This is a genomic window from Paraburkholderia atlantica (assembly GCF_000092885.1).
Classification (GTDB): Bacteria; Pseudomonadota; Gammaproteobacteria; order Burkholderiales; family Burkholderiaceae; genus Paraburkholderia; species Paraburkholderia atlantica.
Genome location: NC_014117.1, coordinates 2,946,213 through 2,972,084, shown reverse-complemented (window position 1 = coordinate 2,972,084; position 25,872 = coordinate 2,946,213). Strand labels below are relative to the sequence as shown.

Genomic DNA, 25,872 nt, shown 5'->3' with positions numbered 1-25,872 from the left:
GGCGGCAGAGCCCTTTACGACGCTCACGAAACAAGGAACCGACATGCAACCACACATCAATCTGCCCGGACAGTACATGCCGCACGCGGGTCTGATCGCCGCGTTCGAAGCCTGTCCGCTGATCGCGATCATGCGCGGCGTCACGCCCGCCGACGCGGCCGATCACGGTCAAGCCCTGTACGAAGCGGGTTTTCGCATCGTCGAAGTACCGCTCAATTCGCCGCAGCCGTTCGACAGCATCTCCGCGATCCGCAAGGTGCTGCCGGCCGACGCGATCGTCGGCGCGGGCACGGTGCTGCATCCGCTGTACGTCGACGACGTGAAGTCGGCGGGCGGCGAGCTCGTCGTGATGCCGCACAGCGATCCGGAAGTCGTGATCGCGGCGAAGGCGCGCGGCCTCGCTTGCGCGCCCGGCGTCGCGACGCCGACCGAAGCGTTCATCGCGCTGAAGAACGGCGCCGACGTGCTGAAGATGTTCCCCGCCGAGCAGCTCGGCTGCCAGGTCGTCAAGGCATGGCGTGCGGTGATTGCCGCGCAGGTGCCGCTCGTGCCGGTCGGCGGCATCACGCCGGACAACATGGGCCCGTTCCTGAGCGCCGGCGCCAACGGTTTCGGCCTCGGCTCGGCGCTGTACAAGCCGGGCCAGAGCGCGGCGGTGACCGCGTCGCACGCGAAGGCGTTCATCAACGGTCTGCGAATCGCCCGCGCGGGCGTGAAGAAATGAACCGGCTCGCCGGCAAAGCTGCTCTCGTGACCGGTGCCGGGCGCGGCATCGGCGCCGCGATCGCGCTCGCATTCGCGCGCGAGGGCGCGGCGGTCGTGCTGGCGGAACTCGACGTCGATACCGCACAGCGCACGGCCGCGCGGATCGAGGCGGAAGTCGGCGCCGGCGCCCGCGTGCTCGCGGTGCAGACCGACGTGACGCAACCCGCGTCGGTACGGCATGCGGTCAGCGAAGGCGAGCGCGCGTTCGGCGCGCTCGACATCCTCGTCAACAACGCGGGCATCAACGTGTTCTGCGATCCGCTGACGATGACCGACGCCGACTGGCGGCGCTGCTTCGCGGTCGATCTCGACGGCGTGTGGAACGGCTGTCGCGCGGTGCTGCCGGGCATGGTCGAGCGCGGCTCGGGCAGCATCGTCAACATCGCGTCGACGCACGCGTTCAAGATCATTCCGGGCTGCTTCCCGTATCCGGTCGCGAAGCATGGCGTGATCGGCCTCACGCGCGCGCTCGGCATCGAGTACGCGCCGCGCAACGTGCGCGTGAACGCGATCGCGCCGGGCTACATCGAGACGCAGCTGACGCACGACTGGTGGAACGAGCAGCCCGATCCGGCCACCGCCAGGCAGGCGACGCTCGATCTGCAACCGATGAAGCGCATCGGCCGCCCGGAGGAAGTGGCGATGACCGCGGTGTTCCTCGCATCGGACGAGGCGCCGTTCATCAACGCGAGCTGCATCACCGTCGATGGTGGCCGCTCGGCGCTGTATCACGACTGAATTCGCATCGCCAAAGACGCACAGAACACCGGACGACGCGCTGGCCGCGTGTGTCAGGACCGGTATTAGAAGACGCGGCCGATTACCTTCTCGTTATCAATTAGTCAGGAGACACGCATCATGAAACGCAGAATTTTCCTCACGCTGGCAGCGGCGGCGACGGGTGTGCTCTTCAACGCGCCGGTCGTACAGGCTGCCGATACGGTCAAGATCGGCTTCCTCGTGAAGCAGCCGGAAGAGCCGTGGTTCCAGGACGAATGGAAGTTCGCCGAGATCGCCGCCAAGGAGAAGGGTTTCACGCTCGTGAAGATCGGCGCGCCGTCGGGCGAGAAGGTGATGAGCGCAATCGATAACCTCGCCGCGCAGAAGGCGCAGGGCTTCGTGATCTGCACGCCCGACGTCAAGCTCGGGCCGGGCATCGTCGCGAAGGCGAAGGCCGACGGCCTGAAGATGATGACGGTCGACGACCGCCTCGTCGACGGCGCGGGCAAGCCGATCGAAGCGGTGCCGCATATGGGCATCTCGGCGTATAACATCGGCAAGCAGGTCGGCGACGGCATCGCGGCTGAAATCAAGAAGCGCGGCTGGGACATGAAGGACGTCGGCGCGATCGACGTAACCTACGAACAGCTGCCGACCGCGCATGACCGTACCACCGGCGCGACCGACGCGCTGATCGCCGCGGGCTTCCCGAAAGCGAACGTGATCACCGCGCCGCAGGCAAAGACCGACACGGAAAACGCGTTCAACGCGGCCAACATCGCGCTGACTAAGAACCCGCAGTTCAAGCACTGGGTCGCTTACGCGCTGAACGACGAAGGCGTGCTCGGCGCGGTGCGCGCGGCGGAAGGCCGTGGCTTCAAGGCCGACAACATGATCGGCATCGGCATCGGCGGCTCGGAATCCGCGCTGAACGAGTTCAAGAAGCCGCAGCCGACAGGCTTCTTCGGCACCGTGATCATCAGCCCGAAGCGCCACGGCGAGGAAACCTCGGAACTGATGTACTCGTGGATCACGCAGGGCAAGGAGCCGCCGCTGCTGACGCTGACGACCGGCATGCTGGCGACGCGCGACAACGTCGGCGAAGTGCGCGAGAAGATGGGCCTCGCGTCGAAGTAATCGCGGGTCTCGCGGTGACCTGAAGTACGCCGCTGGCGCGCCGCTCTTTCCGCATCGCGCGGAGGGCGGCGCGTAGGGTTCAAATGAGGGATGAGGAGGCGAAGTGTCAGCGACGCTACGTTTTGACAATATCGGCAAGGTCTTTCCAGGCGTGCGTGCGCTCGACGGTGTGTCCTTCGACGTCAACGTCGGCCAGGTGCACGGCCTGATGGGCGAAAACGGCGCGGGAAAATCGACGCTGCTGAAAATTCTCGGTGGCGAGTATCAGCCCGACTCGGGCCGCATGATGATTGACGGCAAAGAGGTGCGCTTTCCGAGCGCGGCCGCGTCGATCGGTGCCGGCATCGCGGTGATTCACCAGGAACTGCAGTACGTGCCGGACCTCACGGTCGCGGAAAATCTGCTGCTCGGCCAGTTGCCCAATGCGCTCGGCTGGGTCAACAAGCGCGAGGCGAAGCGTTTCGTGCGCGAGCGGCTCGAAGCGATGGGCGTGGCGCTCGATCCGAACGCGAAACTGCGCAAGCTGTCGATCGCGCAGCGGCAGATGGTGGAAATCTGCAAGGCCCTGATGCGCAACGCGCGCGTGATCGCGCTCGACGAGCCGACCAGCTCGCTGTCGCATCGCGAGACCGAGGTGCTGTTCAAGCTGGTGCGCGATCTGCGCGCCGACAACCGCGCGATGATCTACATCTCGCATCGGATGGACGAGATCTACGAGCTGTGCGACGCGTGCACGATCTTCCGCGACGGCCGCAAGGTCGCGTCGCATCCGACGCTCGAAGGCGTGTCGCGCGACACGATCGTCAGCGAGATGGTCGGGCGTGAAATTTCGGACATCTATAGCTATACGGCGCGGCCGCTCGGCGAAGTGCGTTTCGCGGCGAAGGCGATCGAAGGTCATCCGCTCGCGCAGCCGGCCAGCTTCGAGGTGCGGCGCGGTGAGATCGTCGGTTTCTTCGGACTCGTCGGCGCCGGCCGCAGCGAGCTGATGCATCTGGTGTATGGCGCCGAGCATCGCAAGGGCGGCGAACTCGTGCTCGACGGCAAGCCGATCAAGGTGCGCAACGCGGGCGAGGCGATCAAACACGGCATCGTGCTGTGCCCCGAGGATCGCAAGGAAGAGGGCATCGTCGCGATGGCGAGCGTCGCGGAGAACATCAACATCAGCTGCCGCCGTCACTATCTGCGCGCGGGTGTGTTTCTCGATCGCAAGAAAGAGGCGCAGACGGCCGACCGTTTTATCAAGCTGCTGAAGATCAAGACGCCGCATCGCCGGCAGAAGATCCGCTTCCTGTCGGGCGGCAACCAGCAGAAGGCGATTCTGTCGCGCTGGCTCGCCGAGCCCGATCTGAAGGTCGTGATTCTCGACGAACCGACCCGCGGCATCGACGTCGGCGCGAAGCACGAGATCTATAACGTGATCTATCAGCTCGCCGAGCGCGGCTGCGCGATCGTGATGATTTCGTCGGAATTGCCGGAAGTGCTCGGCGTGTCCGACCGGATCGTCGTGATGCGCCAGGGCCGCATTTCCGGCGAGCTCGCGCGCAAGGATGCGACCGAGCAGTCCGTGCTGAGCCTCGCGCTGCCGCAAAGCTCGACCGCGCTACCTGGTGACTCGAACACGAATGCCAACGCAGCCAACCAGAGCGGCTCGCGCGCGGCCTGAACCTTATCCGGACGAGAGTCCGCAACCCGTGGGGAACGGGGAGGAGTATTGAACATGCAAGCCAGAGAAAACCTCGCGCAGCAGGCCGCCAAGAGCGCGGCCGACGCGCTGATTCCGCAGACCAGCGACAAGGCCAGGTGGTGGCAGCAGATCACCGAGTACAGCCTGATCGTGATCTTCATCGTGATGTTCGTCACGATGTCGCTGACCGTCGATCATTTCTTCTCGATCGAGAACATGCTCGGCCTCGCGCTGTCGATCTCGCAGATCGGCATGGTCGCGTGCACGATGATGTTCTGCCTCGCGTCGCGCGACTTCGACCTGTCGGTCGGCTCGACCGTCGCGTTCGCCGGCGTGCTGTGCGCGATGGTGCTCAACGCGACCAATAGCACCGTCATCGCGATCATCGCGGCGGTCGCGGCGGGCGGGGTGATCGGTTTCGTCAACGGCGCGGTGATCGCTTATCTGCGCATCAACGCGCTGATCACGACGCTCGCGACGATGGAAATCGTCCGCGGCCTCGGCTTCATCGTGTCGCATGGTCAGGCGGTCGGCGTATCGTCGGATACCTTCATCGCATTGGGCGGCCTGACGTTCTTCGGCGTGTCGCTGCCGATCTGGGTCACGCTGATCTGCTTCATCGTGTTCGGCGTGATGCTGAACCAGACCGTGTACGGCCGCAATACGCTCGCGATCGGCGGTAATCCGGAAGCGTCGCGCCTGGCCGGTATCAACGTGGAGCGTACGCGCGTCTACATCTTCCTGATCCAGGGCGCCGTCACCGCGCTTGCCGGCGTGATTCTCGCGTCGCGTATCACGTCGGGTCAGCCGAACGCCGCCGAAGGCTTCGAGCTGAACGTGATCTCCGCGTGCGTGCTCGGCGGCGTGTCGCTGCTGGGCGGCCGTGCAACCATCTCGGGCGTCGTGATCGGCGTGCTGATCATGGGCACGGTCGAGAACGTGATGAACCTGTTGAACATCGACGCGTTCTATCAGTACCTGGTACGCGGCGCGATCCTGCTCGCGGCCGTGTTGCTCGACCAGTTGAAGAACCGCGGCTCGCGCGACTGAGTCGCTTTCACCTCATCCCAAGCTCATAAAGGAATCGAACGATGTCGTCTCCGGCCAATGCAAACGCCAGTCTCGCTGACACCGCGTACGCGCGCTATCCGAGCCTCGTCGACCGTACGGTGCTGATCACGGGCGGCGCGACCGGCATCGGCGCATCGTTCGTCGAGCACTTCGCGGCGCAGGGCGCGCGCGTCGCGTTCTTCGATATCGACGCGAACGCGGGCGAAGCCCTCGCCGACCAGCTCGGCGATTCGAAGTACAAGCCGCTCTTTCTGGCCTGCGATCTAACCGATGTCGACGCGCTGCAAAAAGCGATCGCCGACGTGAAGGCGGCGCTGGGTCCTATCCAGGTGCTGATCAACAACGCGGCGAACGACAAGCGCCATCAGATCGCCGACGTGACGCGCGAGTCGTTCGACGCCGGCATCGCCGTCAACATCCGCCACCAGTTCTTCGCTGCGCAGGCCGTGATGGAGGATATGAAGGCTGCGCGTAGCGGCTCGATCATCAACCTCGGCTCGATCAGCTGGATGCTGAAGAACGGCGGCTATCCGGTGTACGTGATGTCGAAGTCGGCGGTGCAGGGGCTGACTCGCGGGCTCGCGCGCGACCTCGGCCACTTCAATATCCGCGTCAACACGCTGGTGCCGGGCTGGGTGATGACCGAGAAGCAGCTGCGCCTGTGGCTCGACGACAACGGCCGCCGCCAGATCAAGGAAGGCCAGTGCATCGACGCCGAGCTGATGCCGGCCGACCTTGCGCGCATGGCGCTGTTCCTCGCCGCCGACGATAGCCGCATGATCACCGCGCAAGACATCGTCGTCGACGGAGGCTGGGCGTGAGCGGCAGCCCGCGCGTGCAACGGGCCACGCTGCTGCTCGACGCGCAGTGCGAGCTCGGCGAAGGCGCGACCTGGTGCGCCCGCAGCGGCCGTTTCTACTGGACCGACATCGAAGGCGCGCGGCTGTGGCGCTACGATCCGGCCGACGGCAGCAACGATTCGTTCGACATGCCCGAGCGGCTCGCCACCTTCGCGCTGTGCGAAAACCCGCGCTACGTGCTGCTCGGGCTCGCATCGCATCTGGCGTTTTTCGATCTGCAGACCGGCACTACGCAGCGGATCGTCGACGTCGAACCCGGCATGAACACGCGCGTGAACGATGGCCGCTGCGATCGGCAAGGGCGCTTCGTGTTCGGCACCAAGGACGAAAGCGGGCAACGGCAGACGGTCGCCGGCTTCTATCGGTTGAATCACGATCTATCGCTCGAACGTTTACCGTTGCCAGCGCCGGCGATTTCGAACAGCATCGCATTCAGTCCCGACGGCGCGACGATGTACTACTGCGATTCGCCGACGCGTGAAATCCGCGCGTGTGACTATCGCGCCGATGGCAGCATCGCGAACGATCGCCTGTTCACGCGGCTGAGCGACGCGAACGGCATCCCCGACGGCTCGACCGTCGACAGCGACGGCGGCCTATGGAACGCGCAGTGGGGCGGCGCGCGCGTGGTGCGCTACGGACCCGACGGCGTGGAAACCGAGCGCATCGACGTGCCGACCACGCAGCCGAGCTGCGTCGCGATCGGCGGTGCCGCGCTCGGTAAGGCCGCGGGCAGCGCCCAGGGCGAGACGGCGCTCGACACGCTGTACATCACGAGCGCCTACGCCGAGCTCGATGCGACGGCGCGCGCGGCCGATACGCTCGCGGGCGACCTGTTCGTCGCCACACTCGCGCGGCGTGGTGTTGCGGAGCCGCTGTTCCAGGGCGCGCCTATCTAGCGCAGAATGACGCAGCCCCGGCCGCGCGCCGGGCCGCGATCCTGAAGGTGAAGCAGAAGTCGATGTAGCAGTTTCGGTCTGCGAGCGGCACGCTCGCGTCCGGCCGGCAATGAATCGGCAGCATGCAGTTCGGACTCGAGGCGAACTGGTCATAAAAAATCGCCCGCAACTCCCGTCAACCCTGACGGCAATGTCCCACGCCTCTCGATGGAGCCAGATATGACTGTTGCGAATCTCGTTTCAGCCTCATCCCCAACCTCTCAAACGCGACGCTCGCGGCTTGCCGCGGCGGCCAATCCGGTGCTGGCGGGCCCGAGCACGTCGGCGGTCGCGCTCGGCGAAGGCAGCGCCGGCGATGTCGCGTGCATCACGCTCGCCAACTCGCAATTGCGTCTCGATGTGGCGCCGACGCTCGGCGGCGGCGTGACCCGCTTCGACTGGCGCGACGACGGCGCGCTGACGCCGATCTTCCGGCGCTGCAGTGAAGTCGGCGTCGATACGGAACCGAACCAGCTTGCCTGCTATCCGCTGTTGCCGTACTCGAACCGCATCGGCGGCGGTCATTTCAGCGTGGGCGGGCGGCGCGTCGAGGTGCCGCGCAACCGCGCCGACGAGCCGCTGCCGATTCACGGCGACGGCTGGCTCGCGCAGTGGCAGGTGCTCGACGCGGGCCGCGAGCACGTGCGCCTCGCGCTTGACCGCAGCGACGGCAAGCCGTACGCGTTCCGCGCGACGCAAAACTATACGCTCGACGGCCCGACGCTCATCGTCGCGCTCGAAATCGAAAACGCTGGCCGCGAGACGCTGCCGTTCGGGCTCGGCGTGCATCCGTTCTTCGTGCGCGATGAGGACACCGAGTTGTCGGCGGCGGCCGGCGGCCTGTGGCTGTCGGGCGACGACTGGCTGCCGGTGCGCCATGTGCCTGCGCCGCCCGCGTGGCAGTTCGGCGTCGCGTATCCGCTGCCGGAGACGATCGTCAATCACGCGTTCACCGGCTGGAGCGGTCAGGCGGCGGTGGTGTGGCCGAAGCGCCGGCTGTCGCTGAATATCGCTGCCGATACCGACTACTACGTGCTGTACACGCCGCCCGGCGAAGACTTCTTCTGCTTCGAGCCGGTCGATCATCCGATCAATGCGATGAACCTGGCCGGCGGCGCGAGCGAAAACGGCATGACGCTGCTCAAACGCGGTGAGCGGTTGACGCGTACGTTCCGCTTCACGGTCGAGCGGACCGGGCTGCGCTCGATGCCGGGCGGGCGTGGCGCGCGGCGCAGGCAGTAGCCACAGTCAATGAGGTGCGGGCCGCGCGGTGACCGCCATCGACGGATGGCGATCGTGGGACGGGTAAAATACGCGCCTCCTCCGATTATCGGCTCGCCGCGAGACTCACCATGTCCAACTTCATTCAGACACTCAACGACGCCTGGCAGCGCACGAACTCGCTGCTGTGCGTTGGGCTCGATCCCGAGCCCAGCAAATTTCCGGGCGCGCTCGCGGGCCGCGCCGACGCGATCTTCGAGTTCTGCCGCACGATCGTCGATGCAACCGCGCCGTATGCGTCGTCGTTCAAGCCGCAGATCGCCTACTTCGCCGCGCATCGCGCGGAGGACCAGCTCGAGCAGTTGATCACCCACATTCACGCGAACCATCCGGGCCTGCCGGTGATTCTCGACGCCAAGCGCGGCGATATCGGCAGCACCGCCGAGCAGTACGCGCGCGAGGCGTTCGAGCGCTACCAGGCCGACGCGGTCACGGTCAATCCATACATGGGTTTCGATTCGATCGAGCCGTATCTCGAGCACGCGGGCAAGGGCGTGATCGTGCTGTGCCGCACGTCGAACGCGGGCGGCTCGGATCTGCAGTTTCTCGAGACGGGCGGCCGGCCGCTGTACCAGGTCGTCGCGCAACTGGCCGCGCAGAAGTGGAATGCGACCGGTCAGCTCGGGCTCGTGGTCGGCGCGACGTTTCCGAAGGAAATCGAAGTGGTGCGCGGGATCGTCGGCGACATGCCTCTGCTGATTCCGGGCATCGGCGCGCAAGGCGGCGACGTGCAGGCCACCGTCAGCGCCGGACGCACCGCGAACGGCACCGGCATGCTGATCAACTCTTCGCGCGCAATCATCTACGCGGGCAAGGGTGACGACTTCGCGCAAGCGGCCGCGCAGGCCGCGAAAGACACGCGCGACCGGATCAACGCGTTTCGTTGATTCGCCGGGCGATCCCGCGGCGGGCGATCCCGCGGCGGGCGATCCCGCGGCGGGCGACGCGTCAGCGCGCCGGTCCGAGCCGCCCGATCAACTCCGCATGGCGCGGATGCCGCGCCTTCAGCGAGTCGAGCTCCGCGAGCTCGAACTCGCTGAATTCGAAACCCGGCGCGACCGTGCAGCCGACCAGCGCGAACGCCACCGGATCGGCGCACTCGGCCGCGAACCACATGCCGGCCGGCACGACGGCCTGACACACCGTATCGGGATGAGTGAGGGGATTGCCGAGCCGGTGCGTGACGAGCGCACCGCCGGCATCGCTTTCATCGAGCACGTGGACCAGCAGCGGCTCGCCGGCGTAGAAATGCCAGACCTCGTCTGAACGGATCCGATGCCATGCCGAATGCGCGCCGTCGCACAGCAGGTAGTAAATCGCGGTCGACGCCGCACGGGTGTTCTCAGTCTCGCTCGGTTCTCCGGCGCGCAGCACACGCGCGGCTGAGCGATAGGTCTCCGCGAAAAAACCGCCCTCAGGATGCGGCTTCAGATCGAAGCGGCGGATCAGTTGTTCTGCGTTCGCGCGCGAATCCGGCATAGGTCCGCCTCCTCAGCGATAGTCAGGCGCCGCTCAATGCTCGCGTTCGTCGAGTAGCGCCAGCAGACCGCGAAGCGCGTGCGCCGCGGCCTGTACCCGGATCTGCTCGCGATCGCCCTTGAAAATCTTCGTTTCCACCGACGTATGCAGCCGGTTGGTCCAGCCGAACGACACCATGCCGACCGGCTTGGTTTCGGTGCCGCCACCGGGCCCGGCGACACCGGTGATCGACAGCGACACCTGCGCGCGGCTGTTACGCAGCGCGCCTTCGGCCATCGCGCGTGCGACCGGTTCGCTGACCGCGCCGTGCTTTTCGATCAGGTCGGCCGGCACGCCGATCATTTCACTCTTCGCCTGGTTCGAATACGTGACGAAGCCGCGTTCGAACCAGCCGCTGCTGCCGGAGATGTCGGTGATCGCGGTCGCGACCATGCCGCCTGTGCAGGACTCGGCGGTCACGAGCATCAGTCGCTCGTCGCGCAGACGGTTGCTCACGCGGATCGCAAGCTGGTGAACGACGGAATCGGTAGGCATGGCGTCAGTCAATCCGGAAAACGAAGCCGGCCGTGAGGCGCGGCGAACGGCGAGGCCGGGCGGTGACTAAAAGAGTCGAACGATGATCAGGTAGCACTCGGGCAGCGCTCAAACCGACATCCGCCACAGCGCAATCACGAGCAACGTGAAGAACGCGGCGATCAGGTCGTCGAACATGATGCCAAAGCCACCTTTCAGCCGGCGGTCGAAGTAGCCGATCGGCGGCGGCTTCACCATGTCGAAGAAGCGGAAGATCACGAACGCCCACACCTGAGCGGCGAGCGTGGCAGGCGTGACCATCAGCAGCACGAGCCAGAACGCGACGATTTCATCCCACACGACCGCCGACGGGTCCTCGACGCCAAGCCGCTTCGCGGTAAAGCCGCACAGCGCGATGCCGGCGAGAAAGCCGACGCCGATCAACACGCCCCATTCGATAACGGTCAGATAGCGGCTCAGTACCGCGAACGACGCCCACCCGAACAGGGTGCCAATCGTGCCCGGCGCGACGGGCGACAGCCCGCTGCCGAAACCGAGCGACAGGATGTGGACCGGATGCGACAGCATGAAGCGCGCGGTCGCGCGGCGTGGCTGAGCGGGCTTCGGCGCGCGCGGTCTTGGCGCCTGGGGCGGCTCGCTGCCGAGGAAGTCGTCGGCGGGGCCGAGCGGGGGGTCATTCTGCATGAAAGTGATCGAAACCTTGCAACGTCAGAGTGAGCGGCGCGCCGGTGGCGTTGCGCCACGCGATGGCCGGGCGGTCGGTGGCCGCCTCAAGTGCGCTTATTGTACCGATGCGAGTGACCGGCACAGCCGCCGTCTGCGCGGCCGCCTCGACCGCGGCGCGCGCGGCGGCGGGCGCGGTGAAGCACAGCTCGTAGTCGTCGCCGCCGGCGAGCGTGCAGCGCTGCTGCACGTCGGGCGGCAGGCGGCGCAGCGCGGCCGAGCGCGGCACCGCATCGACGTCGACGCTCGCACTTACCGACGAGCGCTCGAGGATATGCAGCAGATCGCCGGCGAGTCCGTCCGACAGGTCGAGCGCCGCGTGTGCGACGCCGCGCAGCGCGAGGCCGAGCGCAATGCGCGGCTCAGGCCGTTCGAGTGCCTGACGGAACGCCGTGGCGTCGTTCGCGTCGGCGGACCATTCGCCGCGCTGCACGCCGAGGCTGGCGCGCGCGTCGCCGAGCGTGCCGGAAATCCAGATGTCGTCGCCGGGTTGCGCAGCATCGCGGCGCAATGCCGTTTGCGGCGGCACGCTGCCGAACACCGTAATGCACAGATTGAGCGGGCCGCTCGTCGTATCGCCGCCGATCAGCTCGCAACCATAGCGCTCGGCCAGCGCGAACAGGCCTTCGCTGAACCCCGATAGCCAGGCTTCGTCGGCTTGCGGCAGCGAGAAGGCGAGCGTGAACGCCCGCGGCTGGGCGCCCATCGCGGCGAGGTCCGACAGGTTGACCGCGAGCGCCTTGTGACCGAGTGCTTCGGGATCGATATCGGCGAAGAAATGGCGGCCTTCGACCAACATGTCCGTCGATATCGCCAGCATTTCGCCTGCAGGCGGTGCCAGCAACGCGCAGTCGTCGCCGATGCCGAGAGTGCCGCCTTCGGCATTGGAGGGCCGTGCGTCGGCGGCGCGGCGGGCGAAGAAGCGGTCGATCAGCGAAAACTCGGAAAGCATGATGGCGGACGATGAGCGGAGAACGGTTGGAGAAATAGCGTGGATCGAGAGGTTCGAGCGTAATGCCCCGCCGCAAGCGCCGGACCAACCGTGCAACGGGCAACGCGCTTTCACGCTGTTTCAGTCGCGGCAGTTGTACCCGTATTGAAGGAATTGAGTAGGCAATTGGGGCTACAATGCCGTCGAACGTCTATTCTAATCTGCCCTCCGAAGCCCGCCTTATGTCGAATCCCGTCAATACCAAACTCCGCGAAGCAGCTCTCGATTACCACGAGTTCCCGACTCCCGGCAAAATCGCGATCGCCCCGACCAAGCAGATGATCAACCAGCGCGACCTCGCGCTGGCGTATTCGCCTGGCGTCGCGTTCGCGTGCGAGGAAATCGTCGAGAGCCCGCTGAACGCCGCGCGCTTCACCGCGCGCAGCAACCTTGTCGGCGTCGTCACGAACGGTACCGCGGTGCTGGGTCTCGGCAACATCGGCCCGCTCGCGTCGAAGCCGGTCATGGAAGGCAAGGCCGTCCTGTTCAAGAAGTTCGCCGGCATCGACGTGTTCGATATCGAGATCAATGAGACCGATCCGCACAAGCTGGTCGACGTGATCGCCGCGCTCGAGCCGACCTTCGGCGGCATCAACCTCGAAGACATCAAGGCGCCGGACTGCTTCATCGTCGAACGCGAATGCCGCAAGCGCATGAAGATTCCGGTCTTCCACGACGACCAGCACGGCACGGCGATCGTCGTCGCGGCGGCGGTCACCAACGGTCTGAAGGTCGTTGGCAAGGACATCAAGGAAGTCAAGCTGGTCTCCTCGGGCGCTGGCGCGGCGGCGCTCGCCTGTCTGGACCTGCTGGTCGACCTCGGCCTGCCGCTCGAAAACATCACCGTGACCGACCTCGCGGGCGTCGTCTACAAGGGCCGCACCGAACTGATGGACCCGGACAAGGAGCGTTTCGCGCGTGAAACCAGCGCGCGCGCGCTCGCCGAGGTGATCGACGGCGCGGACGTGTTCCTTGGCCTGTCGGCTGGCGGCGTGCTCAAGCAGGATATGGTCAAGAAGATGGCCGCCAAGCCGCTGATCCTGGCGCTCGCGAATCCGACGCCGGAAATCCTGCCGGAACTCGCGCTCGAAGTGCGTCCGGACGCGGTGCTGTGCACGGGCCGCACCGACTACCCGAACCAGGTCAACAACGTGCTGGTGTTCCCGTTCCTGTTCCGCGGCGCGCTCGATGCCGGCGCGACGACGGTCACGCGCGAAATGGAAATCGCCGCCGTCAACGCGATCGCCGAACTGGCGCGCCAGGAGCAGAGCGACATCGTCGCGACTGCGTACGGCATTCAGGATCTGTCGTTCGGACCGGAATATCTGATTCCGAAGCCCTTCGATCCGCGTCTGATCGTCAAGGTCGCGCCTGCGGTGGCGAAGGCCGCGATGGACTGCGGCGTCGCCGAGCGCCCGATCGAGGATATGGACGCGTACGCGCAGCATCTGCAGCAATTCGTCTACCACAGCGGCACGACGATGAAGCCGATCTTCCAGCTCGCGCGCAGCGTCGAGCCGGAGAAGAAGCGTATCGTGTTCGCGGAAGGCGAAGAGGAACGTGTACTTCGCGCAATCCAGATCGTCGTCGACGAAAAGCTTGCCAAGCCGATTCTGATCGGCCGGCCTGCGGTGATCGAACAGCGGATCGCGCGTTATGGTCTGCGGCTCGTCGCCGGGCAGGATTACACAGTGGTCAACACCGATCATGACGAACGTTACCGCGAGTTCTGGCAGGAATACGCGAAGATGATGTCGCGCAAGGGCATCACCACGCAGATGGCCAAGCTCGAGATGCGCCGCCGCACCACGCTGATCGGCTCGATGATGGTCAAGAAGGGCGAGGCGGACGGCATGATCTGCGGCACGGTCAGCACGACGCACCGTCACATCCACTTCATCGACCAGGTGATCGGCAAGAAGCCGGGCGCGAAGGTGTATGCGGCGATGAACGGGCTGGTGTTGCCGAATCGGCAGATTTTCCTCGTCGATACGCACGTGAACGTCGATCCGACGCCGCAGGAGTTGGCCGAGATCACGATCATGGCGGCCGAGGAAGTGCGCCGTTTCGGTATCGAGCCGAAGGTCGCGCTTGTCTCGCATTCGAACTTCGGTTCGAGCAACGCGCCGAGCGCGCAGAAGATGCGCGATACGCTCGAGATCCTGCGTGAACGCGCGCCGGAGCTGCAGGTTGACGGCGAAATGCACGGCGACGTCGCGCTCGACTCCAATCTGCGCCGCGAAGTGCTGCCCGATTCGACGCTCGAAGGTGATGCCAACCTGCTGGTGCTGCCGAACATCGATGCGGCCAACATCGCGTACAACCTGCTGAAGACGGCGGCGGGCAACAACATCGCGATTGGCCCGATCCTGCTCGGCGCGGCCAAGCCGGTGCACGTGCTGACGCCGTCGGCGACGGTGCGCCGGATCGTCAACATGGCGGCGCTGCTGGTTGCGGACGTCAGCGCAACCCGCTAACCGCGCATCGTGACCGGGCCGCGACGGGCCCGGCGCCGATTCTCCAACCGGTGCAACCTGAAAAAAATGGCGTGCCCGCAATGGGCACGCCCTCAGGGCAAGCTGGGGATCGCCACCCCGAAAAATGGCAATGACACAGCCTTTCGGCTGAGTAGTTCCAGGCTCTAAAACCGCAATCGATCGCCTCGGCCAGCGGCCGCTCGCACTGTCTGCACTGCGTTCGATCAGGGTTGAGGTCAGTTTAGCCCGATCGAGCTAAACATTCTGTCAAAAGTCGTCAAAGGCCCGACCGCCGGCTTTTCCAGGCAGTGACGCCGGGTGTCGCCGGGCCGTCGAACGTTGATTCCAAAGGCTATTAGCGATACCCTTACGACTTTCATGGTCGTCAAACTCGTGGTCTGACAGCGGGAAACCTGATACATGGCACGCAACTGGTTGCGCATGAAAGGCGTGCTGATCGGTGCTGCCGCGCTCTGCGCGTTGTCAGGTTCGGCGCCCGAGGCGCTGGCGCGAGATTACTCGGCGCCAGCTGCGGCGGAAGCGCAGGTAGGCACCATCGCGCTGGCGCAATTGCCGCGCGAGGCCGTCGATACGTTGAACCTCATTGCTACCGGCGGGCCTTACCCATATCAGAAGGACGGCATCGTATTCGGCAACTACGAACGGGTGCTGCCCGCCCATCGGCGAGGCTATTACCACGAATACACCGTCCCCACGCCTCACGAGCGTAATCGCGGGGCGCGCCGCATCGTCTGCGGAGGTCCGCTACAGCGAACCGACAATTGTTATTACTCGGACGACCATTACACCAGTTTTAACCGTATTGTTGAATGACATTGGGATGAACGGCATGAGCGACAACATCTACGCGCACGATTCCGGAGTCGCGACGGATCTTTTCGCGGCCGGCGACGGCAATTTGTTCCAACGCGTCATGAAGATGCGCGCCGACGAGCAGGGTCGCGACAACCAAAGCGAGGCTGGCACGGTGGTTTCATCGAACGAAGAGCCCATGAGCCTTTTCAGGACGGTGCGGCCGAACATCGTGCAGTCGATCCGCGCGTTTCGCGTGCAGGATCTCGCCGACGAGGCCAACCACCTTGGTCAGCACTTTCTGTATGCATACTGCGCGAACGCCGCCTCGAAGCAGGAAGTGCTCGAGACGATCGCGACGTCGTTCCTGTTTCCCAAGCATTTCGGCAAAAACTACGACGCGCTCTACGATTGCCTGACCGACCTCGTGCACAAGGCCGGCGCGCAGCCCGGCTTCGTGATCGTGCTCGAACACCTGCCGATCGCGCAGAAATTCGACAAGGAAGGGCGCGAGACGCTGCTCGACGTGTTCCGCGAAGCGGCCGAATTCTGGGCCGAGCGCAAGGTTGCGTTCCGGGTGTTTTACTCGTTCGCCTGAGGCTCGGAGGATGTTCGCCTGTTCGGGCGTACTTGCTCGGATCTTGCGGTGAACGAAGCAGTATAGACGGCAAAGGCCCGCTAACTAGCGGGCCTTTGCCTTTTGTGGCGCTACTTCGCCAAGCGGCCCTTACCAACCGCCCCAGCGCGCCGCGAGTGCCGCCAGCACCGCGATCCCCGCGGTCTCGGTGCGCAGTACACGCGGTCCCAGGCCAACCGCGGTAAAGCCCTGCTCGACGGCGGCGGCTTCCTCGTCGGCGGAAAGGCCGCCTTCGGGGCCGATCAGCAGCGTTACGCCGCCAGGCGGCGGCGCGTCGGGCAGCGCCGCGAAGCCGATGCTCGCGCGCGGCGACAGCAGCAGGCGCAGTTCGTCGGGCGCCGGCTCGCGCGATAGGGTATCGAGCCACGGACCAATCTCACCCACCGGGGTGACGTCCGGCAGCCGATTCCGCCCGCACTGTTCGCAAGACGCTCGCACCACACCTTGCCAGTGCTGCTGCCGCCGCTGCGCGCGCTCGCCGGTCAGCCGCACGACGCTGCGTGCGGTCGCGAGCGGCACGAAGCCCGAGGCGCCGAGCTCGACCGCCTTCTCGATCAGCCAGTCCATCTTGTCGCCGCCGGCGATGCCCTGGGCGAGCGTCAGCCGATACGGCGGCTCGACCTCCACCGCGCGAAATTCGCCGATTTTCACGCGAGCCGAACGGCGCTCGACCTCGACGAGTTCGGCGCCGTATTCGCCGCCCCGGCCGTTGAACAGCACCAGCGAATCGCCAGGCTGCAAACGCAGCACGGCCACGTGGCGCACGACGTCGTCGGGCAATGCAATCACGTCGTCGGGGTAAAGCAGCGCATCAACAAAAAAACGGGGCATCGACGAAAGACTCCTGGATTCAGGAAAGGTGGCGGGCGAGCGCCCAGCGATAGCCGTCGATATCTTCGACCTGCGCGAAGCGGTCGCCCCAGAACTGGTCTTGCGGCTCGCTCAGCGACTTCGCGCCGGCCGCGAGCGCGCGAGCATACACGGCGTCGACGTCCTCGACATAGACATAAAACGATTGCGGCGCGATCGTGCCCGCGCTTTTCGGTGTCTTCGCGGTCGAGCCGAACGCGCCTTCGGGCGCGAACATCACGATCAACTGGCCTTGATAGGTCATTTCGACGTGCATGACGACGCCGTCGTCCTGGACGCTGTCGCGCACGTCGAAGCCGAACGCCGCCGAAAAAAACGCCGTCGACGCGCGCGCGTCGCGCACCGTCAGATAGGGGGTCAGCCAGGGCACACCGGCGGGGCGGGGGGCGGTCATGGGGTTCTCCGGATCTCGTGGGGCAGCGAGGCCACTGTTGCGGGTTTCGGTCGGGCGCGGCATGCCGGCATCGCTCGAACCGATTCGCGCAAGGTGGCCGCGCTTCTTCAATTGGATGGCTTCGTCGTCGGACTCAGTTTATCGCGCGCCGTTCGTGCTGCCGAGAGTAGCCCCGCGTGCAGGGCTGGTTCGTCATGACGCAGCGAATCGATGTCGCGTGCGGCGAGGCGTTCTGCGAGCGGGCGAGCACGGCGCGCATATCGCCGGGCAGCCCGGCGATGTGCGATGTGCGCAGAACGTCGGTGTACAGACCGGCCGCGGTCGAATCCGGCGGGCAGTCGCGAAGCGCGACAGGCGTCTGGGCATCGAACGAATCGAGGCGCGCATGAGGAAATCCGTAGACGGCGTCGGCACAAGGCTGGAACAATAGCGGGGCGTTCACGGCGGACGGGCTCGATCGGCAGCGTGTGCGAAACAGCTGCTCGAATTGTAAATTCCGCCGCCGGGCGGAGTGCGTTGAACCACGCGGCCAAGCGGCTTTCCGGCCGGGTAGGGGTTAACCTTCTGCTAGAATGTGACGCTTTCAGCCTTGTCCGCTTGCTCTGCCCGTTTCGCGTCTCCTGGCGCCGCATCGTGCGCCGTAGCGAACTGGCCGCCGAGCTTCCGGGCCTCAAGCGCGCCCCGCTTTCTGACTCTGTCTCCGGACTCGACATGACGACCCCGTCTCCCGCACCCACCTCCCTGATGGCCAACGCGATCCGCGCGTTGTCCATGGACGCCGTTCAAAAGGCGAACTCCGGCCACCCCGGCATGCCGATGGGCATGGCCGAAATCGGCGTTGCCCTGTGGTCGCGTCATCTGCGCCATAACCCGAAGAACCCGCAATGGGCCGATCGCGACCGCTTCGTGCTGTCGAACGGTCACGGCTCGATGCTGCTGTACTCGCTGCTGCATCTGACCGGCTACGACCTGCCGATGGAAGAACTGAAGAACTTCCGCCAGCTCCATTCGAAGACGCCGGGTCACCCGGAATACGGCATCACGCCGGGCGTGGAGACCACCACCGGCCCGCTCGGCCAGGGTCTTGCGAACGCGGTCGGCATGGCGCTCGCCGAGTCGCTGCTCGCCACCGAATTCAACAAGCCCGACGCGAAGATCGTCGATCACCATACGTACGTGTTCGTCGGCGACGGCTGCCTGATGGAAGGCATCTCGCACGAAGCCTGCTCGCTCGCGGGCGTGCTCAAGCTGAACAAGCTGATCGCGTTCTACGACGACAACGGCATCTCGATCGACGGCGAAGTGGTGCACTGGTTCCACGACGACACGCCGAAGCGCTTCGAAGCGTACGGCTGGAACGTGATCCCGAACGTGGTCGGCCATGACGTCGACGCGGTCGATGCGGCGATCAGGCAGGCGAAGCAGTCGGACAAGCCGACGCTGATCTGCTGCAAGACCGTGATCGGTGAAGGCGCGCCGACCAAGGCGGGCTCGCACGACTCGCACGGCGCGCCGCTCGGCGACAAGGAAATCGCGGCAACCCGTGAAGCGATCGGCTGGAAGTGGGAGCCGTTCGTGATTCCGCAGGAAGTCTACGCGGCATGGGATGCGAAGGATGCGGGCGCGCGTCTCGAATCCGAGTGGGACAAGGCGTTCGCTGCCTACGCGGCCAAGTATCCGCAGGAAGCGGCCGAGTTCAAGCGCCGCAGCGCGAAGCAGCTGCCGGCCGACTGGAAGGACAAGGCAAAGGCGATCATCGCCGGCGCGAACGAACGCGCCGAGACCGTGGCGACGCGCAAGGCGTCGCAGCAGGCCATCGAAGGCCTGTCGGCCGCGCTGCCCGAACTGCTCGGCGGCTCCGCCGACCTGACCGGCTCGAACCTGACCAACTGGAAGGCCGCGAAGCCGGTGCGCGTGAACGCCGAAGGCCGTGCCGCCGGCAACTACGTGAACTACGGCGTGCGCGAGTTCGGCATGAGCGCGGCAATCAACGGGGTCGCGCTGCATGGCGGCTACAAGGCATTCGGCGGCACGTTCCTGACGTTCTCGGACTACAGCCGCAATGCGCTGCGCGTCGCCGCGCTGATGAAGTCGCAATCGATCTTCGTGTTCACGCACGACTCGATCGGTCTCGGCGAAGACGGCCCGACCCACCAGTCGATCGAACACGTCGCGAGCCTGCGCCTGATCCCGAATCTGCAAACGTGGCGTCCGGCCGATACGGTCGAAACCGCGGTGGCCTGGACCCATGCGATCGAACATGAAGGTCCGTCGTGCCTGATCTTCAGCCGTCAGAACCTGCAGTTCAACGAACGCACCGACGCGCAGATCGCCAACATCGAGAAGGGCGGCTACGTGCTGCGCGACTGGGACGAAGAGATCGTCGCGCGTAAGATCATCCTGATCGCGACGGGCTCGGAAGTCGAACTGGCGATGAAGGCCGTCGAGCCGCTCGCGCGCGAAGGCATCGCCGCCCGCGTGGTGTCGATGCCATCGACGACCGTGTTCGACAAGCAGGACGCCGAGTACCGCGAACGCGTGCTGCCGCATGGCGTGCGCCGCGTCGCGATCGAAGCGGGTGTGTCGGATTTCTGGCGCAAGTACGTGGGTCTGGAAGGCGGCGTGGTCGGCATCGACACGTTCGGCGAATCGGCCCCGGCAGGTGTGCTGTTCAAGCATTTCGGTTTCACCGTCGAGCACGTGGTGGCGACGGTCAAGGCCGCTCTCGGCTGATGGTTGCGTCGCGTTGCCCTTGCGCCCCTCGTGGCTGCGCGGGGCGACGCACCGAACCGGATGTCCGACCAGGCGAACATAAACGGATTTTTTAGCCATCAGGAGATAAATCATGACGATTCGCGTCGCAATCAACGGCTACGGCCGGATCGGCCGCAATACCCTGCGCGCCTTCTATGAAAACGGCAAGAAGCACGATATCGAAATCGTCGCCATCAACGATCTGGGCGATGCGAAGACCAACGCCCACCTGACGCAGTACGACACCGCGCACGGCAAGTTCCCGGGCCAGGTGTCGGTGGACGGCGACTACCTCGTCGTGAACGGCGACAAGATCCGTGTGTTGGCGAACCGCAACCCGGCCGAACTGCCGTGGGGCGAACTGGGCGTCGACGTCGTGATGGAGTGCACGGGCTTTTTCACGACCAAGGAAAAGGCCAGCGCGCACATCAAGGGCGGAGCGAAGAAGGTCATCATCTCGGCGCCGGGCGGCAAGGATGTCGACGCGACCGTCGTCTACGGCGTGAACCACAACGTGTTGAAGGCATCGGACACGGTCATCTCGAATGCATCGTGCACGACCAACTGCCTCGCGCCGCTGGTCAAGCCGCTGAACGACAAGATCGGTCTCGTGAACGGCCTGATGACGACGATCCACGCGTACACGAACGACCAGGTTCTGACCGACGTGTACCACGAAGACCTGCGCCGCGCGCGTTCGGCCACGCATAGCCAGATCCCGACCAAGACCGGTGCGGCATCGGCGGTCGGCCTCGTGCTGCCGGAACTGAACGGCAAGCTGGACGGCTACGCAATCCGCGTCCCGACGATCAACGTGTCGGTCGTCGACCTGTCGTTCATCGCTGCGCGCGATACGACGGTCGAGGAAGTCAATGCGATCATGAAGGAAGCATCGGAAGGCTCGCTGAAGGGCGTTCTCGGTTACAACGACGCGCCGCTCGTGTCGATCGACTACAACCACAACCCGGCTTCGTCGACGTTCGACTCGACGCTGACCAAGGTGTCGGGCCGTCTCGTGAAGGTGTCGAGCTGGTACGACAACGAGTGGGGCTTCTCGAACCGCATGCTGGACACGGCTGTGGCGCTCGCGAACGCGAAGTAAGTTCCGGGTTTCGCGCTGCATGAAAAAGCCGCTCCTCGGAGCGGCTTTTTTTTCGTCTGCGGTATCGGCGCGGCGGCTACGGCGTCGGGAAATAGACGCCCGCGCGCTGCGCAGCGTTCGCGATGTGCGTCTCGATCGCCTTGCCGGCGGCGAGCGAGTCGCGGGCCTTCAGCGCGTCGAGAATCGCGCGATGCTCGGTGTAGGTGGATAGCACCCGCTCGCGCCGGTAGAACGGCATGCGCTGGCTTTCCTTCATGATCTCGGCGCTGCTGCGCAGGATCGACTCGATCGCCGCATTGCCCGCGATGCTGACGATGCGCATATGGAACGCGTAGTCGAGCCGCGCCGCTTCGTCGAGTTCCTCGCAGGCGAGCGCGCTTTGCATCGCGGTGACGTTTTCCTCGAGCCACGCGAGGTCGTCTTTGGTGACCGCGAGTACCGCCATGCGTGCAACGAAGCCTTCGAGCGCGTAGCGCATCTGATACGTGTCGGGCAGCGACGACTGCTCGGCGAAACGCCACGCCTGAGCGGTTTTCGCCTGCGCGCTTTCCACGTACACGCCCTTGCCGGGGCGGATCACCAGCAGGCCGAGCGCTTCGAGCGTGGACAGCGCTTCGCGCAGTGACGCTCGGCTGATCGACAGTTCATCGGATAGCTGGCGCTGCGCCGGCAGCAGGCTGCCCACCGGATAGACGCCCCCCTCGATACGCTCGCGAATCGTCGCGATGGCCGCGTCGGTGACGGTGTGCGGGACGTTTTTCATAAAAACTCACTTGGTGGCGTGGTCTGACCGCAATTCTAATACGCGCTCGAAAACGGCGCGCCGCACGACCTGAGAAAACCCGACCCCGGCCCGGAATCGCCGAAAAAACAACGGGTAAACACTGTTCGATCAATCCTTGACGGGACTATATCCGCTTCCTACTATTCGCCATAACAGTTCTGGTCGGACCAGTCTGAACAGAAGTGATCGAGACAACCATCCGCAGGAGGAAGCCGTGTTGAAATTCTTCAATTCGCTATTTGGCCGGGTCGTGATAGCGCTCGTGGTCGGCATCGTGCTCGGTGCCGTGTTTCCGCATTTCGCGCAGTCCTTGCGGCCGCTTGGCGACGGCTTCCTGAAGCTGATCAAAATGGTGATCGGGCCAATCGTGTTCTGCGTAGTAGTGAGCGGCATGGCGCACGCTGGCGATCTGCGCAAGGTCGGCCGCGTCGGATTGAAGTCGGTGATCTATTTCGAGGCGATGACGACGATCGCGCTCGTGATCGGCGCGGTGCTCGCTTACGCGACGCGTCCGGGCGCCGGCATGAACGTGAACCTGAGTTCGCTCGACGCGGCGTCGCTCACCACCTATACCGAGCACGCGAAGAGCCTGAAGGACACCGCGGGCTTCCTGCTGAAGATCATCCCCGATACGGCGATCAACGCGTTCGCGACCGGCGACATCCTGCAGATCCTCGTGTTCTCGGTGCTGTTCGGCTCGGCGCTGTCGCTGCTCGGCAAGCGCGCGCAACGCGTGAGCGGGTTGATCGATGAGCTTTCGCAGGTGTTTTTCCGTGTGATGGGCTTCATCATCAAGCTCGCGCCGCTCGGCGTGCTCGGCGCGATCGCGTTCACGACCGGCACCTACGGCGTCGAGTCGCTGAAGCAGCTCGGCATGCTGGTGTTGGTGTTCTACGCGAGCTGCGTAGTGTTCGTCGTGCTCGTGCTCGGCGCGGTGATGCGGTTCGCCGGCTTCAGCATCTTCAAGCTGATCCGCTATTTGCGCGAAGAACTGTCGATCGTGCTCGGCACCGCGTCGTCCGACGCCGTGCTGCCGCAGATCATGCGCAAGCTCGAATGGATGGGCGTCAAGGACTCGACGGTCGGTCTCGTGATTCCGACCGGCTACTCGTTCAACCTCGACGGCTTCTCGATCTATCTGACGCTGGCGGTGCTGTTCATCGCGCAGGCGACCAACACCCCGCTGTCGATTCATGACCTGATCGTCGTGGTGCTGGTGTCGCTGGTGACGTCGAAGGGCGCGCACGGCATTCCGGGCTCGGCGATCGTGATTCTCGCGGCGACGCTGTCCGCGATTCCCGCGATTCCGGTGCTCGGCCTCGTGCTGATTCTGCCGGTCGACTGGTTCGTCGGCATCGCCCGCGCCTTGACCAACCTGATCGGCAACTGCGTCGCGACGGTGGTGGTCGCCGTGTGGGAAAACGATATCGACAAGGCGCGTGCGCACCGCGTGCTGAATCGCGATGCGGCACTTCGCTACGTGCCCGCCGTCGACGACACGCTCGCCGAGCCGGGTGCGGGCGAACACGCGCCGGCAGTCTGACGGCGGCACGGCGATCTGGTCGGACCAGACCAACCGGCATCGTTTTAGACAGCTTTTCGACCTTTTTCGCAGACCGGCGGCCGCCATGGCGCCGCCGGTTGTTTCTGACCTCTTCGACACTGACCGACATCATGGCCAACCCGATCCTCGACCCGAACGCTCCCGCCTTCACGCGCCGCTACATGAACCTCGCCGATCCGCGCCTCGGCGCGAAAGCGCTGTTCGCCAGCGACGAATTCTTCGCACCGAAAGAGCGCATGCTCGAGCCGCAGCCGGCGGTGTTCATCCCGGGCAAATACGACGACCACGGCAAGTGGATGGACGGCTGGGAGACGCGTCGCAAGCGCACGAACGGCCACGACCATTGCGTGATCCGTCTCGCGCGGCCGGGCGTCGTGCATGGCGTCGATCTCGACACGAGCCACTTCACCGGCAATTTCCCGCCGGCGGCGTCGATCGATGCCTGCCACAGCGACGCCGACGTGCCGCCCGAGCACGCCGAGTGGCAGCCGCTCGTGCCGGCGACGACGCTCCAGGGCAACCAGCATCACTACGTCGAGGTGAAAGACGCGCGCCCGGTCACCCATCTGCGCGTGAATCTGTATCCGGACGGCGGGCTCGCGCGACTGCGTGTATACGGCCAGCCGCAGCGCGACTGGAGCCGCGTCGAGCGCGGCACGCTGCTCGATCTTGCCGCGATCGAAAACGGCGCGTACCTCGTCGCCGCGAACAACCAGCATTTCGGGCCAGCCTCGCAGATGCTGATGCCGGGCCGTGGCGTGAACATGGGCGACGGCTGGGAAACCCGGCGGCGTCGCGAGCCGGGCAACGACTGGGCGATCGTCGCGCTCGCGCGGCCCGGCGTGATCCGCAGGATCGAAGTGGACACGGCGCACTTCAAAGGCAACTTCCCGGACCGCTGCTCGCTGCAGGCGGCATCGGTGACCGGTGGCACCGACGATTCCCTCGTCACACAGGCGATGTTCTGGCCGGTGCTGCTCGGCGAACAGAAGCTGCAGATGGATCACGTGCACACGTTCACGGACGACCTCGCCGCACTCGGGCCGGTCACGCACGTGCGCTTCAACATCTTCCCGGACGGCGGCGTGTCGCGCCTGCGTCTGTGGGGCGAGATCGCTTAACGCAAGCTACGTGATGGAGCGGCACGCATGAAGATCCTGCAGATGGAACGCCTGACGCGCGCGGCCTTCGCGCCGTTCGGCGATGTGATCGAACTCGACGGCGCGCGTCATTTTCCGATCAATGGCGGCACCACCGAGCGCTATCACGACCTCGCGCGCGTCGACGTGGCGGAGCAGGGCGGCCGGCCGCTCGTCAATCTGTTTCGCGCGCAGCCGCGCGCGCTGCCGGTAGAGATCACGATGATGGAGCGGCATCCGCTCGGCAGCCAGGCTTTCATTCCCTTGTGCGCGGGCCGCTATCTGGTGGTGGTCGCGCCGGCCGGCGAGTTCGACGCCACGCAGATGCGCGGGTTCTGGACCGACGCGTGGCAGGGCGTCAACTACGCGAAAGGGGTCTGGCACCATCCGCTGCTCGCGCTGGATCAGGTTAGCGACTTCCTTGTCGTCGATCGTGGCGGCGACGCGCCGAATTGCGACGAATTGCAGTTGGCCGAGCCGTGGCGGCTCGCTTTCGAGCCGAGCGTGGAGCTGGTCGGATAGCCGTATTTGCCGCCGACTGAATGAAAAAGACCCGACCGATCCCCATCGGTCGGGTCTTTCTTCTGACTTGCCAGGCCGCGCACTCGCAGGCGGCCCGCGACGCATCAGTGCTTACGATGCGGGCAATTCTCCTTCGTGCATGCCCCATACAATGCCAGCGCGTGTTCCTGCAGCTTGAAGCCGCGTGCCTTGGCGATGGACTGCTGACGACTTTCGATTTCGGGGTCGAAAAACTCTTCCACCAGCCCGCAATCGAGGCACACGAGATGGTCGTGGTGCGACCCCTCGTTGAGTTCGAAGACCGCCTTGCCCGATTCGAAATTGCTGCGCGAAAGCAGGCCGGCCTGCTCGAACTGTGTCAGCACGCGATACACGGTGGCGAGACCGATATCGAGTTCCTCGTGCAGAAGGTTGCGGTACACGTCTTCGGCGGTCAGGTGACGCACCGGGCTGTGTTGGAAAATCTCAAGGATTTTGAGGCGCGGAAGGGTCGCCTTGAGCCCGATATTCTTGAGATCGGTTGGATTGGTCATGACAAGGGATCCCTAGAGTACAATGCTGGGCTCTCATAGTAATGTGTTTTGCCGTTCTGGTCATTTTCGATGGAATGAGCGCGGCCCGCAAGCGGGC

26 protein-coding genes are annotated in these 25,872 nt (G+C 65.1%); 17 read left to right on the top strand and 9 right to left on the bottom strand.

The genetic code is table 11. The features are described 5' to 3' along the window. Positions 1 to 43: 43 nt before the first annotated feature. The 9 genes from BC1002_RS13355 to pyrF all read left to right on the top strand — a co-directional run bounded on the left by BC1002_RS13355 (position 44) and on the right by pyrF (position 9,346). A complete protein-coding gene (locus BC1002_RS13355; protein ID WP_013090557.1) occupies positions 44 to 724 on the top strand; it encodes a 2-dehydro-3-deoxy-6-phosphogalactonate aldolase in 681 nt (226 codons plus the stop codon). Beyond that, positions 721 to 1,503, top strand: a complete 783-nt coding sequence (locus BC1002_RS13350) for an SDR family oxidoreductase (RefSeq protein WP_013090556.1) — start codon at positions 721 to 723, stop codon at positions 1,501 to 1,503. The genes BC1002_RS13355 and BC1002_RS13350 overlap by 4 nt, the downstream gene beginning before the upstream one ends. Positions 1,504 to 1,623: 120 nt before the next feature. Beyond that, positions 1,624 to 2,622: an arabinose ABC transporter substrate-binding protein gene (locus BC1002_RS13345; protein ID WP_013090555.1), complete on the top strand. Its 999-nt coding sequence runs from the start codon at positions 1,624 to 1,626 to the stop codon at positions 2,620 to 2,622. Positions 2,623 to 2,725: 103 nt separating this feature from the next. Beyond that, a complete protein-coding gene (araG, locus tag BC1002_RS13340; RefSeq protein ID WP_013090554.1) occupies positions 2,726 to 4,288 on the top strand; it encodes an L-arabinose ABC transporter ATP-binding protein AraG in 1,563 nt (520 codons plus the stop codon). Between the two features lie 54 nt (positions 4,289 to 4,342). Continuing rightward, positions 4,343 to 5,359 carry an L-arabinose ABC transporter permease AraH gene (gene araH, locus BC1002_RS13335; RefSeq protein WP_013090553.1) on the top strand — a complete coding sequence of 339 codons (1,017 nt, stop codon included), beginning with the start codon at positions 4,343 to 4,345 and terminating at the stop codon, positions 5,357 to 5,359. Between the two features lie 41 nt (positions 5,360 to 5,400). Further along, a complete protein-coding gene (locus BC1002_RS13330; protein WP_013090552.1) occupies positions 5,401 to 6,201 on the top strand; it encodes an SDR family NAD(P)-dependent oxidoreductase in 801 nt (266 codons plus the stop codon). Continuing rightward, entirely contained in the window at positions 6,198 to 7,139 is a 942-nt protein-coding gene (locus tag BC1002_RS13325; RefSeq protein WP_013090551.1) for an SMP-30/gluconolactonase/LRE family protein, read from the top strand. Before BC1002_RS13330 ends, BC1002_RS13325 begins: the two co-directional genes overlap by 4 nt. Before the next feature lie 219 nt (positions 7,140 to 7,358). Then, entirely contained in the window at positions 7,359 to 8,420 is a 1,062-nt protein-coding gene (locus BC1002_RS13320) for an aldose 1-epimerase (RefSeq protein WP_013090550.1), read from the top strand. A gap of 110 nt (positions 8,421 to 8,530) precedes the next feature. Next, positions 8,531 to 9,346: an orotidine-5'-phosphate decarboxylase gene (gene pyrF, locus BC1002_RS13315; RefSeq protein ID WP_013090549.1), complete on the top strand. Its 816-nt coding sequence runs from the start codon at positions 8,531 to 8,533 to the stop codon at positions 9,344 to 9,346. 61 nt (positions 9,347 to 9,407) lie between these two features. Here the strand turns inward: pyrF and BC1002_RS13310 are convergent, their stop codons facing one another. From BC1002_RS13310 to thiL, 4 genes are all read right to left on the bottom strand, one after another. After that, the gene (locus BC1002_RS13310; protein WP_013090548.1) at positions 9,408 to 9,938 is read right to left on the bottom strand and encodes a cupin domain-containing protein; all 531 of its coding nucleotides are present in this window, start codon (positions 9,936 to 9,938) and stop codon (positions 9,408 to 9,410) included. Positions 9,939 to 9,971: 33 nt separating this feature from the next. Further along, positions 9,972 to 10,472, bottom strand: a complete 501-nt coding sequence (locus BC1002_RS13305; protein WP_013090547.1) for a CinA family protein — start codon at positions 10,470 to 10,472, stop codon at positions 9,972 to 9,974. A gap of 108 nt (positions 10,473 to 10,580) precedes the next feature. Then, the gene (locus BC1002_RS13300; RefSeq protein WP_013090546.1) at positions 10,581 to 11,156 is read right to left on the bottom strand and encodes a phosphatidylglycerophosphatase A family protein; all 576 of its coding nucleotides are present in this window, start codon (positions 11,154 to 11,156) and stop codon (positions 10,581 to 10,583) included. Beyond that, positions 11,146 to 12,147, bottom strand: a complete 1,002-nt coding sequence (thiL, locus tag BC1002_RS13295) for a thiamine-phosphate kinase (protein WP_013090545.1) — start codon at positions 12,145 to 12,147, stop codon at positions 11,146 to 11,148. The genes BC1002_RS13300 and thiL overlap by 11 nt, the downstream gene beginning before the upstream one ends. Positions 12,148 to 12,323: 176 nt before the next feature. Here thiL and BC1002_RS13290 point away from each other — a divergent pair, with 176 nt between their 5' ends. The 3 genes from BC1002_RS13290 to BC1002_RS13280 all read left to right on the top strand — a co-directional run bounded on the left by BC1002_RS13290 (position 12,324) and on the right by BC1002_RS13280 (position 16,074). Continuing rightward, a complete protein-coding gene (locus tag BC1002_RS13290; RefSeq protein ID WP_013090544.1) occupies positions 12,324 to 14,663 on the top strand; it encodes an NADP-dependent malic enzyme in 2,340 nt (779 codons plus the stop codon). Positions 14,664 to 15,083: 420 nt separating this feature from the next. Beyond that, entirely contained in the window at positions 15,084 to 15,497 is a 414-nt protein-coding gene (locus BC1002_RS13285) for a ribonuclease (RefSeq protein WP_013090543.1), read from the top strand. A gap of 16 nt (positions 15,498 to 15,513) precedes the next feature. Continuing rightward, a complete protein-coding gene (locus BC1002_RS13280; RefSeq protein ID WP_013090542.1) occupies positions 15,514 to 16,074 on the top strand; it encodes a barstar family protein in 561 nt (186 codons plus the stop codon). Positions 16,075 to 16,203: 129 nt separating this feature from the next. Here the strand turns inward: BC1002_RS13280 and BC1002_RS13275 are convergent, their stop codons facing one another. The 3 genes from BC1002_RS13275 to BC1002_RS38280 all read right to left on the bottom strand — a co-directional run bounded on the left by BC1002_RS13275 (position 16,204) and on the right by BC1002_RS38280 (position 17,819). After that, positions 16,204 to 16,944 carry a 16S rRNA (uracil(1498)-N(3))-methyltransferase gene (locus BC1002_RS13275; RefSeq protein ID WP_013090541.1) on the bottom strand — a complete coding sequence of 247 codons (741 nt, stop codon included), beginning with the start codon at positions 16,942 to 16,944 and terminating at the stop codon, positions 16,204 to 16,206. 19 nt (positions 16,945 to 16,963) lie between these two features. After that, a complete protein-coding gene (locus BC1002_RS13270; RefSeq protein ID WP_008923880.1) occupies positions 16,964 to 17,377 on the bottom strand; it encodes a VOC family protein in 414 nt (137 codons plus the stop codon). A gap of 133 nt (positions 17,378 to 17,510) precedes the next feature. Continuing rightward, positions 17,511 to 17,819, bottom strand: a complete 309-nt coding sequence (locus tag BC1002_RS38280; RefSeq protein WP_162094065.1) for a hypothetical protein — start codon at positions 17,817 to 17,819, stop codon at positions 17,511 to 17,513. Between the two features lie 269 nt (positions 17,820 to 18,088). Here BC1002_RS38280 and tkt point away from each other — a divergent pair, with 269 nt between their 5' ends. Next, positions 18,089 to 20,110, top strand: a complete 2,022-nt coding sequence (gene tkt, locus BC1002_RS13260; RefSeq protein ID WP_013090540.1) for a transketolase — start codon at positions 18,089 to 18,091, stop codon at positions 20,108 to 20,110. A gap of 112 nt (positions 20,111 to 20,222) precedes the next feature. After that, positions 20,223 to 21,233 carry a type I glyceraldehyde-3-phosphate dehydrogenase gene (gene gap, locus BC1002_RS13255; RefSeq protein ID WP_013090539.1) on the top strand — a complete coding sequence of 337 codons (1,011 nt, stop codon included), beginning with the start codon at positions 20,223 to 20,225 and terminating at the stop codon, positions 21,231 to 21,233. Between the two features lie 76 nt (positions 21,234 to 21,309). Here the strand turns inward: gap and BC1002_RS13250 are convergent, their stop codons facing one another. Continuing rightward, entirely contained in the window at positions 21,310 to 21,996 is a 687-nt protein-coding gene (locus tag BC1002_RS13250; RefSeq protein WP_013090538.1) for a FadR/GntR family transcriptional regulator, read from the bottom strand. Between the two features lie 235 nt (positions 21,997 to 22,231). On the opposite strand from BC1002_RS13250, the gene BC1002_RS13245 reads away from it, so the two are divergent. The 3 genes from BC1002_RS13245 to BC1002_RS13235 all read left to right on the top strand — a co-directional run bounded on the left by BC1002_RS13245 (position 22,232) and on the right by BC1002_RS13235 (position 25,242). Beyond that, the gene (locus tag BC1002_RS13245) at positions 22,232 to 23,560 is read left to right on the top strand and encodes a C4-dicarboxylate transporter DctA (protein WP_013090537.1); all 1,329 of its coding nucleotides are present in this window, start codon (positions 22,232 to 22,234) and stop codon (positions 23,558 to 23,560) included. A gap of 131 nt (positions 23,561 to 23,691) precedes the next feature. After that, positions 23,692 to 24,702, top strand: coding sequence for an allantoicase (gene alc / locus BC1002_RS13240; protein ID WP_013090536.1), 1,011 nt, complete (start codon positions 23,692 to 23,694; stop codon positions 24,700 to 24,702). Positions 24,703 to 24,729: 27 nt separating this feature from the next. Beyond that, on the top strand, positions 24,730 to 25,242 hold the full coding sequence (locus BC1002_RS13235) for an ureidoglycolate lyase (protein ID WP_013090535.1): 513 nt from the start codon (positions 24,730 to 24,732) through the stop codon (positions 25,240 to 25,242). 104 nt (positions 25,243 to 25,346) lie between these two features. Here BC1002_RS13235 and fur read toward each other — a convergent pair whose 3' ends face one another. Beyond that, the gene (fur, locus tag BC1002_RS13230) at positions 25,347 to 25,775 is read right to left on the bottom strand and encodes a ferric iron uptake transcriptional regulator (protein WP_013090534.1); all 429 of its coding nucleotides are present in this window, start codon (positions 25,773 to 25,775) and stop codon (positions 25,347 to 25,349) included. Between the last annotated feature and the right edge of the window lie 97 nt (positions 25,776 to 25,872).

Excerpts from the sequence above, each read along its gene's own strand:
- BC1002_RS13250 (WP_013090538.1), bottom strand. The coding sequence starts at position 21,996 with ATGAAAAACGTCCCGCACACCGTCACCGACGCGGCCATCGCGACGATT.
- tkt (WP_013090540.1), top strand. The coding sequence starts at position 18,089 with ATGACGACCCCGTCTCCCGCACCCACCTCCCTGATGGCCAACGCGATC.
- BC1002_RS13320 (WP_013090550.1), top strand. The coding sequence starts at position 7,359 with ATGACTGTTGCGAATCTCGTTTCAGCCTCATCCCCAACCTCTCAAACG.
- BC1002_RS13275 (WP_013090541.1), bottom strand. The coding sequence starts at position 16,944 with ATGCCCCGTTTTTTTGTTGATGCGCTGCTTTACCCCGACGACGTGATT.
- BC1002_RS13330 (WP_013090552.1), top strand. The coding sequence starts at position 5,401 with ATGTCGTCTCCGGCCAATGCAAACGCCAGTCTCGCTGACACCGCGTAC.
- BC1002_RS13290 (WP_013090544.1), top strand. The coding sequence starts at position 12,324 with ATGCCGTCGAACGTCTATTCTAATCTGCCCTCCGAAGCCCGCCTTATG.
- thiL (WP_013090545.1), bottom strand. The coding sequence starts at position 12,147 with ATGCTTTCCGAGTTTTCGCTGATCGACCGCTTCTTCGCCCGCCGCGCC.
- BC1002_RS13280 (WP_013090542.1), top strand. The coding sequence starts at position 15,514 with ATGAGCGACAACATCTACGCGCACGATTCCGGAGTCGCGACGGATCTT.
- BC1002_RS13235 (WP_013090535.1), top strand. The coding sequence starts at position 24,730 with ATGAAGATCCTGCAGATGGAACGCCTGACGCGCGCGGCCTTCGCGCCG.
- BC1002_RS13350 (WP_013090556.1), top strand. The coding sequence starts at position 721 with ATGAACCGGCTCGCCGGCAAAGCTGCTCTCGTGACCGGTGCCGGGCGC.
- BC1002_RS13285 (WP_013090543.1), top strand. The coding sequence starts at position 15,084 with ATGGCACGCAACTGGTTGCGCATGAAAGGCGTGCTGATCGGTGCTGCC.
- araH (WP_013090553.1), top strand. The coding sequence starts at position 4,343 with ATGCAAGCCAGAGAAAACCTCGCGCAGCAGGCCGCCAAGAGCGCGGCC.
- BC1002_RS13355 (WP_013090557.1), top strand. The coding sequence starts at position 44 with ATGCAACCACACATCAATCTGCCCGGACAGTACATGCCGCACGCGGGT.
- fur (WP_013090534.1), bottom strand. The coding sequence starts at position 25,775 with ATGACCAATCCAACCGATCTCAAGAATATCGGGCTCAAGGCGACCCTT.
- BC1002_RS13270 (WP_008923880.1), bottom strand. The coding sequence starts at position 17,377 with ATGACCGCCCCCCGCCCCGCCGGTGTGCCCTGGCTGACCCCCTATCTG.
- BC1002_RS13305 (WP_013090547.1), bottom strand. The coding sequence starts at position 10,472 with ATGCCTACCGATTCCGTCGTTCACCAGCTTGCGATCCGCGTGAGCAAC.
- pyrF (WP_013090549.1), top strand. The coding sequence starts at position 8,531 with ATGTCCAACTTCATTCAGACACTCAACGACGCCTGGCAGCGCACGAAC.
- BC1002_RS13345 (WP_013090555.1), top strand. The coding sequence starts at position 1,624 with ATGAAACGCAGAATTTTCCTCACGCTGGCAGCGGCGGCGACGGGTGTG.
- alc (WP_013090536.1), top strand. The coding sequence starts at position 23,692 with ATGGCCAACCCGATCCTCGACCCGAACGCTCCCGCCTTCACGCGCCGC.
- gap (WP_013090539.1), top strand. The coding sequence starts at position 20,223 with ATGACGATTCGCGTCGCAATCAACGGCTACGGCCGGATCGGCCGCAAT.
- BC1002_RS13300 (WP_013090546.1), bottom strand. The coding sequence starts at position 11,156 with ATGCAGAATGACCCCCCGCTCGGCCCCGCCGACGACTTCCTCGGCAGC.
- BC1002_RS13310 (WP_013090548.1), bottom strand. The coding sequence starts at position 9,938 with ATGCCGGATTCGCGCGCGAACGCAGAACAACTGATCCGCCGCTTCGAT.